Origin of the sequence: Sediminibacterium ginsengisoli (assembly GCF_900167075.1) — a bacterium.
Classification (GTDB): domain Bacteria; phylum Bacteroidota; class Bacteroidia; order Chitinophagales; family Chitinophagaceae; genus Sediminibacterium; species Sediminibacterium ginsengisoli.
This window is the reverse complement of record NZ_FUWH01000001.1, coordinates 258,140-270,889: the sequence shown is the minus strand read 5'-3', so window position 1 is coordinate 270,889 and position 12,750 is coordinate 258,140. Positions and strand designations below refer to the sequence as shown.

Genomic DNA, 12,750 nt, shown 5'->3' with positions numbered 1-12,750 from the left:
AAGATAAGGGTGTGACGGTGAAAAATGACTTTGAACCGGCGGAATAATCAGAAAAAATTGAGGTTTGCCGGTTCTGCAGCAGGAAGCACCGCCCTGCCGCCATAAAAAGCTGCGGGATGTGTATAAATAACACTGATCAGGCAGCCGGACTGTTCTTTTTCTCAAACTGCATTTCGTGCAGGCGTGCATAGAAGCCGCCCATCTGCAGCAACTCTTCATGATTGCCCACTTCCCGGATCTCGCCCTTATCCAGCACAATGATCTTGTCTGCCTTGCGGATCGTAGATAAACGGTGTGCAATCACGATCGATGTACGCCCGGAGATCAGCGTATCGATCGCTTTTTCGATCAGCTGCTCGCTTTCCGTATCTATGGATGAAGTGGCCTCATCCAGGATCAGTACGGCCGGATCATATAACAGGGCCCGGATGAACGATAAAAGCTGCCGCTGCCCCAGGCTCAGCGTATTTCCACGCTCCATTACGTTATAGTCGTAATTCCCCGGCAACCGCATGATAAAATCGTGCACCCCGATCATTTTCGCCGCATGGATCACCTGCTCCCGCGTAATGGCCGGGTTTCGCAGGGTTATATTATCGATTACAGAACCCGAAAACAGAAATACATCCTGCAGCACCACACCTATACTTCCGCGCAGCCGGTCCAGATCGTACGCTTCTATATTCACGCCATCCAGGCGGATTTCTCCTTTCTGTATATGATATAACCTGTTCAGCAAGCTGATAATAGATGTTTTTCCGCTACCCGTATGCCCTACCAGCGCTACCGTTTCTCCCGCTTTTACCGTAAAATCGATGTTTTTCAGCACATAATTTTCATCCGTATAGGCAAACCAGACCTTTTCGAACGCTATTTCGCCCCTGATCGTTTCCGGTGCATACGCGTTATCCTGCTGCGGAGCCATCTCGTCGGTATTATCCAGCACCTTAAACACCCTTTCTGCCGCAATCATACCCATCTGCAGCACGTTGAACTTATCAGCGATCACGCGTAAAGGACGGAAGATCTGATTCAGGTAGAGAATGAACGCCACCAGCAGGCCCGCGTCCAGCGACCTGTCGGCGATCCACCACACCAGCAGACCCGTACTCAGCGCCAGCACCACTTCCACCAGCGGGAAAAACACGGAATAAGCAAAAATGGCTTTGATATTCGCATTGCGATGCTCGGAATTGATCTTTTTGAATTTGTCCATTTCCCGGTCTTCCGCCGCAAATGCCTGCACCACCTGCATTCCCGTAATATGTTCCTGTACAAATGCATTCAGGGCCGCTACCGCATTCCTTACGCGTATAAAACTTTTGTTTACGCTTTCTTTAAAATAATACGTTGCAGCGATCATGATCGGGAACGGCGCAAGACTGATCAGTGTTAACTTCCAGTCCATCCAGAACATCGTCACCAATGTTGCCACGATTGTCAGCAGGTCTGCTATGATAGGGATCAGTCCGTCTGAAAAAATATCGTTGATACTTTCTATATCGTTGATGGTGCGGGTGGTCAGTGTACCGATCGGGGTTTTGTCAAACTGCGCAAGGTTTAACCCCAGGATCTTCTTATACACCGTATTCCGCATGTCTTTTACCACACTCTGCCCCATGGAGGCCGTAATGAACGTGAATACAAAACGGACAGCCGTTTCCACGAAAAGAAAGATCACCTGGAAAATAGTTACAGCGATAATAAACCTTGTGGCATCATTCAGTTCGGTACTGAAAAGCAGGAAATCGAGCCAGCCCGGGATATCAACCGGCTTGCCTGTGGCTTTGTGCACCGTCAGCTGGATCAGGTATGGCCGCACCGGCGCAAACAGTGCCATCACTACAGCCAGCAGCAGGCTGATATAGAAAAATGACCTGTATGGCCTTACAAACCGGAATATCCTGCCGAGCAGCGAGAAGTCGAAAACCTTTTTTTTGGGCGTATCACTCATTGAACGGCAAAGTTAACGGGATTCACAGCTGCGAACCTGCCGGTTATGGAATTTTGACCGTTAATTTATATCCGCTCCTATCCGCAGCTGCCTGCCTGTCCATTACTAACTACTTATTCTTAATTTCGTATCGATATGGAGCAAACAACCGGCGGCGCAGCAGCATTACCTACCTATAACCTCAATCCCGAGCAGGAAAAGAAAGAGATCGTAAGGCATTACCGTGCCTTGCTGAGGGCTTTACGTCCCAAACTCAAGAAAGGCGACAAGGAATTGCTCAGGCATGCGTTTGAAATGGCCGCAGATGCCCATAAAACCATGCGGCGTAAAAGCGGCGAACCTTATATCCTGCATCCCATCGCCGTTGCCATGATCTGCGTGGAAGAGATCGGTCTGGGCGTCCGCAGTACCATCTGCGCCCTCCTGCACGATACCGTGGAAGATACCGATATCAGCCTGGAAGATATTGAAAGGGAATTCGGGACCGAGATCGCGCGTATTGTAGACGGTCTTACCAAGATCTCTACGGTAATGGACACCAACAGCTCGCAGCAGGCCGAGAACTTCAAGAAGATCCTGCTCACCCTTACCGACGATCCGCGCGTGATCCTGATCAAACTGGCCGACCGCCTGCACAATATGCGTACGCTCGACAGTATGAAGCAGGAAAAACAGCTGAAGATCGCATCGGAAACAGTATGGGTTTATGCACCGCTGGCACACAGGATGGGGCTGTACAATATCAAGACAGAACTGGAAGATCTTTCCATGAAGTACCTGGAGCCCGAAGCCTACCGCGAGATCGCAAAAAGGCTGGCCGAAACCAAACGTGAACGTACCAGGTATATCAATGAATTCATCCGGCCGCTGAAAGATAAACTGCAGAACTCAGGTTTCAATTTCGAAATCTACGGCCGCCCGAAAAGCATTCACTCCATCTGGAACAAGATCAAGAAAAAAGGCGTGTCCTTCGAGGAAGTATATGATCTCTTCGCTATCCGTGTGATCCTAGATTCGCCGCAGGAAAAAGAAAAAGAAGATTGCTGGAAAGTGTATTCCATGATCACGGACGAATACATGCCGTCTCCTGAACGGCTGCGCGACTGGCTCAGCAATCCCAAAAGCAACGGTTACGAGGCTTTGCATACCACGGTGATGGGTCCGCAGGGAAAATGGGTGGAAGTACAGATCCGTACCAAACGTATGAATGAGATCGCCGAAAAAGGCCTTGCAGCACACTATAAATACAAGGAAGGCAGCAATGATGAAGACCGCTTCGACAAATGGTTCGGGCAGATCAGGGAAGTGCTGACCACACAGGATACAGACGGTGTGGATTTCCTGCAGGATTTTAAAACCTCTTTCCTCGCAGAAGAGATCTATGTTTATACGCCCAAGGGCGAAGTCAAAATGCTACCCACAGGCAGCACCGCGCTCGATTTTGCCTTTGCCATCCACTCGGCCATCGGTACCAAATGTATCGGCGCCAAAGTGCACCATAAACTGGTTCCCATCAGCCATAAGCTCCGCAGCGGCGACCAGGTGGAGATCATTACCAGCAACAAACAGAAGCCCTCGGAAGACTGGCTGAATATAGTAGTAACGGCTAAGGCGAAAAATAAGATCAAAGACGCGCTGCGCGAAGAGAAGAGAAAGATCGCGGAAGACGGAAAATATGTGCTGCAGCGCAGACTGGAATCGATCGGTGCCGCTTATAACCAGCATAATATCGATGAACTGGTACAGTTTTATAAAGTGCCATCTTCGCTGGACCTGAATTACCGGATTGCTACCAAGCAGATAGACCTGAAAGAGCTGAAAGACTTCCAGGTACTGGGCGATAAAATAGAGATCCCCAAACCCAAACCGGTGATACCGGACATTGCGGCGGACCCGTCCAGGCAATATTCCCGGAAAGATTCGGAACTGATCATTTTCGGCGAAAGCAGCGATAAGATCATGTATACGCTTGCCAAATGCTGCAATCCGATACCGGGTGATGACGTATTCGGTTTCGTGAGCGTTGGCAAAGGCCTCATCATCCACCGTACCAGCTGCCCCAATGCGGCGCAGTTAATGGCCAATTACGGTCACAGGGTGGTAAAAACGAAATGGGCCAAGAATAAAGAGATTTCTTTCCTCACAGGACTTAAGATCGTGGGCCTCGATGATGTGGGTGTTATCAATAAAATCACGAATGTGATCAGCGGCGATCTGAAGATCAATATCTCCGGGCTCACCATCGAATCCAGGGAAGGTCTTTTTGAAGGTACCATTAAAGTGTTCGTGCACGACAAGGAAGAACTGGAGGAACTGGTGCTGCGTCTTAAATCATTGCAGGGCATCCAGTCCGTGGAGCGTTTTGATGCGGAAACCGTGAGCTGACGATCCGGGTGGCAGACAGGTGGCCGGGAAGCGGTATTCCTGGTACGGCGGTCCTGCAGGCATCAATAACTATACGGCTTTTCAACCTCTTTTGCACTTTTGTCAATTTATTTTTTCTATTTCCGTTTTACTCAGTGGCATCGCTTATTTTTGCGGCGATCCAAAAGCATTTTATGGTTGACGTACTCTTAGGTTTACAATGGGGCGATGAAGGCAAAGGAAAAATCGTTGATTACTTTGCGCCGCATTATGACATCATTGCCCGTTTCCAGGGCGGCCCCAACGCAGGGCACACACTGTATGTAGATGGTAAGAAAATGGTATTGCACCAGATCCCTTCCGGTATCTTTCACCAGAATACAGTGAACATTATCGGTAATGGTGTGGTGCTCGATCCGGTAACCTTAAAGCGTGAGTGCGATGCCGTTGCTGCATTCGGCATTGATGTAAAAAAGAACCTGTTCATTTCTGACAAGACCAATATCATCGTTCCTACACACAGGGCGCTGGATAAGGCATCTGAATTATCAAAAGGCGAAAGCAAGATCGGTTCTACCCTGAAAGGTATCGGACCTGCTTATATGGACAAAACCGGTCGTAATGCCCTGCGCGTTGGCGACCTGCTCGACAAATCCTTTACAACACAGTATATCAAGCTCCGCCTGAAACACCAGAAACTGCTTGATAATTTTCATTTCATAGAAGATATTTCAGCCTGGGAAGAAGAATTTTTCGAGGCGATCGAATTCCTGAAGACCCTCAATGTGATCAATTGTGAATATTATATCAACGATGAGATCAGCAAGGGCAAAAAAGTAATGGCAGAAGGCGCACAGGGCAGCATGCTCGATATCGATTTCGGAACATTCCCCTTCGTTACATCTTCCAATACCATTTCAGCCGGCGTTTGTACCGGTCTGGGCATCTCTCCCAAGAAGATCAACGAAGTATTCGGTGTAACCAAAGCTTATTGCACACGTGTAGGCGGCGGACCGTTCCCGACCGAACTCGATGATGCAACCGGCGAAGAGCTCCGCAAAATAGGCAGCGAGTTCGGCGCAACAACAGGACGTCCCCGCCGTTGCGGCTGGATCGACCTGGTAGCACTGAAATATGCCTGTATGATCAACGGTGTAACCCAGGTGATCATGACCAAGGCCGATGTGCTGGATTCATTCGAGGAACTGAAAGTATGTACTGCGTACGATATCAACGGAACAGAAACCACGCAGATCCCTTATCATATATCGAGGGCAAAAATCTCCCCGGTGCTGAAGAGCTTCCCGGGCTGGAATACAGACACAACGGCTATGCACAATGCGGCTGAATTGCCATCAACCATGAATACATATGTAGACTTTATTAATCAATATATTGGCGCACCGGTAAAATACGTATCCAACGGACCAGGCAGAGAACAGATCGTTCGTTTGTAAGCCGGAACTGGCATCGCATTTGTGTTGAAAAAAAATATTTGGTTAATAGCAATTTGCTTTGAAATTTTACGCAGAAATCTTATTGGAATATGGCAGCGAAATCTGATAAGGATAATAAATCCTCCACACCGAAAAAAGTACCCGCTAAGAAAGCGGATGAGAAACCGTCTCCTAAAAGCAAAAAGCAAATGGAAGACGATGATGATGATCTCGAAGATGACGAAGAGCTGGATGTAAAGCCATCCAAAACCTCGTCCAAAGCGTCGTCTAAAAAAGCGAAAGGCGATGATGACGATGATGATGAAGACGACTTCGATGAGCCTGAAGACGATTGGGGCAAGGCCGAAGAAGAGGATAGCTGGGATCCTGATTTCGATGAATTCGATATTCCCAAAAGCAAAACCAAAAAAGCAGGCGGCAGCGGCGCCAAGAAAAAAGGCGATGACGGAGATGACGACTTCAAATTAGATGAAGACTTCAAAGAATTCGATCTTTTCAACGATAAAAATGACGGATTTGATGATGACGATGATGATTTTTAATCATCCCGATGAATAGACAAACAAGAATTTTTCCTGTAGCAGATACAGCACAATTTAAAAAGCAGATGTTGAATTGGGGTAGCCGGTTCAACATCTGTTCTTTTCTGGATAACCATCAGTACCATTCCGATCATCATTCCATAGAATGCATCCTCGCAGCAGGCGCCGTTTCTGTATATGAGCCGCCTTCCGGCCAAAGCCTGCCAGGCCTTGACGAATACCTGCAGGGCAGAAACGACTGGATCTTCGGTCATATTTCCTATGACCTGAAAAATGAGATCTGGAACCTTTCATCCGCACATCCCGACCCTATCGGCTTCCCGGATCTTTTCTTTTTCCAGCCCGAAACCATTGTACAACTTAGCGGTAGTGAAGCCACCATCCGGTCATTTACTGATCCGCAGCAGGTCTACAATGAACTTATTACTGCACCAGTCTTTAATGAACAGCCCAACGGCAAGCTGGAAATCAGGGCCCGGATCGGGAAAGACCAATACACCGGCACCATTGAAAAATTAAGGCAGCATATCCGGAGGGGAGATTGTTATGAGATCAATTTTTGCCAGGAGTTTTATGCAGAAAATGCAAGAGTCGATCCCACCGCATTGTATCAGTCTCTCACCGCTGTTTCACCCAACCCTTTTGCCTGTTTTTACAAGCAGCGGCATCGCTACCTTTTATGTGCGAGCCCGGAACGTTACCTGCAGAAAAAAGGAGACCTGCTTATTTCTCAACCCATCAAAGGCACAATAAAACGCGATACAACCAATCAGGAGGCCGATCAGCAACTGGCAAGAACACTCAGCCTGAGCGAGAAGGACAAAAGCGAAAATGTAATGGTGGTAGACCTGGTCCGCAACGACCTGAGCCGCATCTGCCGCGAAGGAACTGTAGCCGTATCGGAGCTTTTCAGCATTCACAGCTTTCCGCAGGTGCACCAGATGATCTCTACCATTACTGGCCGGCTGGAAGAACATACGGGCTTTACAGAAATCCTCCGGGCCACTTTCCCGATGGGCAGCATGACCGGTGCTCCCAAAAAAAATGTGCTGCTTCTTACGGAACAATACGAGCGTACCCGACGGGGTATTTATTCCGGGGCGGTAGGTTATATAACACCTGAAAAGGATTTTGACTTTAATGTGGTGATCCGTAGTATCCTGTATAATGAAGCAGATCATTACCTGTCCTATCTCGTGGGCGGCGGAATTACATTCTACAGTGATGCGGAAAATGAATACGAAGAGTGCCTGTTAAAAGCAACGGCCATCAATAAAGTATTACAGGCAGAAAATTAATCCTCAGCTGCCGCTCTGTAACAAGGCACGAACAGATTCTATGAGCAGCTGCTCCTTTTTAGCTTCAAATACAGCGATCTTATCTTTCGGTAAACGGAGTGTATATTTTTTACCTGCAGCCAGGAGCTTGTCAAAGCCGGGGTTCCATTTGTTGAATTGGGAGATATCGATCAGGAGATGATTGGCCACTACCAGGGAATTATACCGTCCGCCAATCTCCAGGGCCGAGGTATTGGCCGCATCCGCTTCACTGGGTTGTGCTTCCAGCAAGGCCAGGTTGGCTTTATGTACCTCAATTTCTGCCGCGGTCATGGTTGTTGCACCACCACTGCCTTCAAAAATATAGTGGGTGCCAATGAACTTCTTAACGTGGTTACGTGTTTCCTCGGGCAGGTAGTATTGCAGATCCCAGAAATCGCGGCTGCCGGCTTTACGGATGGCCTGGCGGACACGACCGCTGCCGCCGTTATAAGCAGCAACCACCAGCAACCAGTCGCCGAATTCAGTATATAATTCCTTCATCAGGCGTGCTGCCACATGCGTGCTCTTGTAATAGTCCATGCGCTCATCACCGATTCCGCCTACACGCAGCCCGAAACGGCGGGCTTCGTAATCCATGAGCTGCCAGGGACCAACAGCTCCGGCCCAGGATACCAGCCCGGAACTAAGGTGACTTTCGATCACGCTGAGGTATTTCATTTCCCGGGGTAAACCATATACTGCCAGGATATTGTCATATAGGTCAAAATAAGGCCGGCCCCAGGTTTTCATCCGTTCCAGTTCTTTACCCTGCTTGCGGATATATTCCTGCACAAAAGAGACCGCTCTCGGGTTGAGCTGGGTTGAATAAGGTTTGGTAGCGTCGAACTTATTGTTGGTAAAAAGGCTTTTGAATCCTTTTTCAGGAAGGGTTGAATCAGAAACAGCAACACCCGCGGGATCGTTGGTGAACGACATCGCCGCCATGCTTCCTGCCAGGAAAGCGAAGCTAACCAGGGTAGCCCTGGCAGCGGAGATATTATGCTGAAAGTTGATTCCGAACCACTGCATTGAAACAAGTTTATTAACCTTTCAGCGGGAACTTAATTAAGAAGAGCTGTTCATTTCAACTGCATCAGTTCGGCTGAAAGGCGCAGCAAAGATACCTCATCAAAGTGAGAAGTCATGATCTGAAGGCCGAACGGCATTCCTTCGGGGTGTGTGAACAATGGAATGGATATACCGGGTATACCTGCCAGGTTGGCAAATACGGTATAGATATCAGCCAGGAACATCTCAACCGGGTCCTGCTGTTTTTCACCGATCTTGAAAGCAGTGGAAGGCACAGTGGGTGATATCACCGCATCATAATTGCTGAAAATGGTGGTGGTTTTCTCGCTGATCAGGCGCCTAACCTGCTGGGCTTTAGTAAAATAGGCCTCGAAATAACCAGCGCTGAGTACAAATGTGCCCAGGAGGATCCGGCGCTGTACCTCCTTTCCGAAACCTTCACTCCGGGTGAGTTTGTACATATCTGCCAGTTCTTCCGTTGCTACTTTTGTACGGTGCCCGAATCTTACCCCATCGTAACGGGAAAGATTGCTGGAAGCTTCCGCAGTTGTAAGCACATAGTATGTTGGAACAACATATTCAAGCAGCTCGAAATCAATTGCTTCTACAATATGACCTGCAGCTGTTAATTTTTTGATAAACAAGCTGATCTCGTCCCTGATCACCGGGTCGAGACCGGGATGTTCCAATGCCTGGCGAAAATAGGCGATGCGGTATTTCTTATCTGCACCTGCCGCAATTTCTTTACTATAAGCAGGTACAGGTTGCGTTGAAACGGTGCTGTCGTAAGCATCCGGTCCTGCAATCACTTCCAGGAGCAAAGCGGCGTCCGCCACGGTATTGGTAAAAATACCGATCTGGTCGAAGGAAGAGGCATAAGCAAGCAGCCCGTAACGGGAAATACGGCCATAGGTAGGTTTAAGCCCGATAATGCCGCAGAAATCGGCCGGTTGTCTTACGGAGCCGCCCGTATCGCTTCCGAGGCTGACCATGCAAAGGCCAGCCTGCACGGCAACAGCAGATCCGCCGGATGAACCACCGGGTACACGTGTATGATCCAGTGCATTTTTTACCGGGCCGTATGCAGATTTTTCATTGCTGCTGCCCATCGCAAATTCGTCGCAGTTCTGGCGGCCGATGATGATGGCACCTTCAGCAAGTAGTCTTTCCGTAGCAGTGGCATTATAAATGGAAACAAAATCTTCGAGGATGCGTGAAGCGGCGGAAACGCGGTGGTCTTTATAACAGATCACATCTTTCAGGCCCACTACAACGCCGTGCAGTTTCCCCAAAGGTTCGCCTGATGCAAGCCGGGCATCCAGTTCTGCAGCGCGCTGCAAAGCTTCGGCTGCGTATACTTCAAGGTAGGCATTGAGTTCACGCTGTGCTTCTATGGCACGGATATAAAAATGAACGGCCTCCACACAGGTGGTTTGGCCGTTCTGTAATGCGGTATGGTAGTCTTTGATTGTGCTGAAGCGAAACAAAGGCCAGAATACTTTAAAACGATAAAGAGATTACGGTTGCGTGGTAGTAGAAGCCTGGTCTTTTTCTTTCATTCCTTCTTCCAGTTCTTTCTTCACGTTGTTTTTTGCATCGTTGAATTCACGGATGCCTTTTCCAAGACCTCTCATGAATTCAGGGATTTTCCTTCCGCCAAATAATACCAGCACAACTACGGCGATCAACAAGATCTCCTGAAATCCTAAGTTACCCATAAAATGATGTTTTTGAGGATACCAAAGGTAAGGTAAAACATCACCTCACCCGCAATAAAAATTAATGACCTGTATAAGACCTAATAAAAAAGCGGAAGTTTAGTTTTACCCAAGGCTTCCGCTTTAAAATATTCAATCAGTTCCCGGTTAGAAACGTTTTTCTTTAATACGTGCGCTCTTACCGCTACGCTCACGGAGGTAGAACAGTTTAGCACGACGAACTTTACCGGTCTTGTTCAGCACGATAGAGTCGATGTTCGGAGAAAGGATCGGGAATAAACGCTCTACGCCTACTCCGTCAGAGATCTTACGTACTGTAAAAGTTACAGTAGCACCAGAACCCTGGATTTTGATTACGTCTCCGCGGAAATCCTGGATACGCTCTTTACCACCTTCAACGATTTTATATTTAACGGTTACATTATCACCGGCTTTAAACTTCGGGTGCTCTTTCTTAGCTGTCAACTGATCGTGAACAAACTGAACTGCTGCGTTCATAACTTTTAATTTTTACGGACGGCAAAGGTAAGGATGTGGATAATAAGGTCCAAGGAATATCCAAAAAAATATCCAAAATATCCCGGTTATCGCTGAAAACCATTAATACTCCCTTCCTGCAACCTGTGTCAATCTCATTTTTAAAAACAATAATGGTTTTGCCGGAGTTCTTACATCCTGCAAAACCATTATATATAATGCCATTACAAATAGCTATTTACTACCTGGCCACGTTCACCGCGCGTTTTTCACGGATTACGGTTACTTTGATCTGGCCCGGGTACGTCATTTCGGTCTGGATCTTCTGCGCGATCTCGAAACTCAGCTTATCGCTGTCGGTATCGGTCACTTTTTCCGCCTCCACAATTACCCTCAGCTCACGGCCGGCCTGGATCGCATAGGCTTTTTCCACGCCCTGGTAAGCAAGCGCCAGGTTTTCAAGGTCTTTGATACGCTGTAAGTACTGCTGCATGATCTCGCGGCGTGCACCCGGACGGGCACCGCTGATCGCATCACAGGCCTGTACGATCGGGGAGATCACGTATTGCATTTCCATCTCGTCGTGGTGTGCTCCGATCGCATTCACCACCGCAGGATTCTCACCGTATTTCTCTGCCAGCTTCGCGCCCAGCAGTGCGTGGCTCAGTTCTGTTTCTTCATCCGGCACTTTACCTATATCGTGCAGCAGGCCTGCTCTTTTCGCCAGTTTGGGGTTCATGCCCAGCTCTGCTGCCATGATTCCGCAGAGATTCGCGGTTTCGCGGCTGTGCATCAGCAGGTTCTGGCCATAAGATGAACGGAAACGCATTTTACCTACGATACGCACCAGTTCTTTATGCAGACCGTGAATTCCCATTTCTATCACCGTACGCTCACCTATTTCCATCACCTGCTCTTCCAGCTGGCGGCGTGTTTTTTCTACCACTTCCTCAATACGCGCAGGGTGAATACGGCCATCCGCCACCAGTCGCTGCAAACTCAGACGCGCTACTTCGCGGCGTAACGGATCGAATGAAGAAAGAATGATTGCTTCCGGAGTATCATCCACAATCAGGTCAACACCTGTTGCAGCTTCAATAGCGCGGATATTACGTCCCTCGCGACCAATGATCTGACCTTTGATCTCATCTGTTTCCAGGTTGAATACGGTAACGGTATTTTCGATGGTCTGCTCTGCTGCTGTACGCTGGATCGACTGGATAACGATTTTTCTCGCTTCCTTGTTGGCTTTCTGCTTCGCATCTTCAATGATCTCCTGCTGCAGGGCCAGTGCCTGGCTGTGCGCTTCCTGTTTCAGGCTTTCCACCAGCTGTGTTTTCGCTTCTTCTGCGCTCAGTCCGGCTATTTTTTCCAGCCTGCGGATATGTTCTTCCTGGTGTTTTTCCAGTTCGGTCCGTTTATGATTCACCACCTCGATCTGGCGGTTCAGGTTCTCCTTGATCGCTTCATTTTCCTTGATCTGCTTGTCCAGCGCCGCTTCTTTCTGGTTGATCGTGATCTCTTTCTGTTTAGCCCTGTTCTCGGATTCGCCTATTTTACGGTTACGCTCCAGCACTTCCTTATCGTGCTCGGCCTTCAGCTGCACAAAGCGTTCTTTTGCTTCCAGCTGTTTTTCTTTTTTGATGGTTTCCGCCCTCAGTTCAGCTTCTTTGAGGAATGCTTTTGCCTGCGCTTCAGCATCTTCCAGCTGTTTGCGGGTGTCTTTGGCAAAAATCAATTTGCCGGCAATAAGACCGGCAACAGCTGCCACAACACCTATAATGATCAGGATAACTGTATTGTCCATGGTTTAAGCAATTTTAAATAATTCACAATCAATCTGATGGTACGTTCACATATCATTTTCTTTTAATAAACAAAATGATTGGC

Annotated in this window: 10 protein-coding genes; 4 read left to right on the top strand and 6 right to left on the bottom strand. The window is 48.2% G+C overall.

Going from position 1 to position 12,750, the window contains the following annotated elements; all coding sequences use genetic code 11:
- Window positions 1-136: 136 nt before the first annotated feature.
- Window positions 137-1,954 (bottom strand): ABC transporter ATP-binding protein, encoded by a 1,818-nt coding sequence (locus B5D42_RS01320; RefSeq protein WP_078829615.1) that lies wholly within the window; start codon window positions 1,952-1,954, stop codon window positions 137-139.
- Between the two features lie 135 nt (window positions 1,955-2,089).
- On the opposite strand from B5D42_RS01320, the gene B5D42_RS01315 reads away from it, so the two are divergent.
- The 4 genes from B5D42_RS01315 (at window position 2,090) to B5D42_RS01300 (ending at window position 7,615) form a co-directional block, all read left to right on the top strand.
- Complete coding sequence (locus B5D42_RS01315) at window positions 2,090-4,339, top strand: RelA/SpoT family protein (protein ID WP_078829614.1); 2,250 nt, start codon at window positions 2,090-2,092, stop codon at window positions 4,337-4,339.
- 173 nt (window positions 4,340-4,512) lie between these two features.
- The gene (locus tag B5D42_RS01310) at window positions 4,513-5,775 is read left to right on the top strand and encodes an adenylosuccinate synthase (protein WP_078829613.1); all 1,263 of its coding nucleotides are present in this window, start codon (window positions 4,513-4,515) and stop codon (window positions 5,773-5,775) included.
- Window positions 5,776-5,864: 89 nt separating this feature from the next.
- The gene (locus B5D42_RS01305; RefSeq protein ID WP_078829612.1) at window positions 5,865-6,317 is read left to right on the top strand and encodes a hypothetical protein; all 453 of its coding nucleotides are present in this window, start codon (window positions 5,865-5,867) and stop codon (window positions 6,315-6,317) included.
- Between the two features lie 8 nt (window positions 6,318-6,325).
- A complete protein-coding gene (locus B5D42_RS01300) occupies window positions 6,326-7,615 on the top strand; it encodes an anthranilate synthase component I family protein (protein ID WP_078829611.1) in 1,290 nt (429 codons plus the stop codon).
- Window positions 7,616-7,618: 3 nt separating this feature from the next.
- On the opposite strand, the gene B5D42_RS01295 is transcribed toward B5D42_RS01300, so the two are convergent.
- From B5D42_RS01295 to rny, 5 genes are all read right to left on the bottom strand, one after another.
- Window positions 7,619-8,665, bottom strand: coding sequence for a lytic transglycosylase domain-containing protein (locus tag B5D42_RS01295; RefSeq protein WP_078829610.1), 1,047 nt, complete (start codon window positions 8,663-8,665; stop codon window positions 7,619-7,621).
- Between the two features lie 50 nt (window positions 8,666-8,715).
- Window positions 8,716-10,152 carry an Asp-tRNA(Asn)/Glu-tRNA(Gln) amidotransferase subunit GatA gene (gene gatA / locus B5D42_RS01290; RefSeq protein ID WP_078829609.1) on the bottom strand — a complete coding sequence of 479 codons (1,437 nt, stop codon included), beginning with the start codon at window positions 10,150-10,152 and terminating at the stop codon, window positions 8,716-8,718.
- 30 nt (window positions 10,153-10,182) lie between these two features.
- Window positions 10,183-10,383 (bottom strand): Sec-independent protein translocase subunit TatA/TatB, encoded by a 201-nt coding sequence (locus B5D42_RS01285; protein WP_078829608.1) that lies wholly within the window; start codon window positions 10,381-10,383, stop codon window positions 10,183-10,185.
- Window positions 10,384-10,530: 147 nt separating this feature from the next.
- The gene (gene rplS, locus B5D42_RS01280; protein ID WP_078829607.1) at window positions 10,531-10,881 is read right to left on the bottom strand and encodes a 50S ribosomal protein L19; all 351 of its coding nucleotides are present in this window, start codon (window positions 10,879-10,881) and stop codon (window positions 10,531-10,533) included.
- 220 nt (window positions 10,882-11,101) lie between these two features.
- Window positions 11,102-12,667, bottom strand: a complete 1,566-nt coding sequence (rny, locus tag B5D42_RS01275; RefSeq protein WP_078829606.1) for a ribonuclease Y — start codon at window positions 12,665-12,667, stop codon at window positions 11,102-11,104.
- Between the last annotated feature and the right edge of the window lie 83 nt (window positions 12,668-12,750).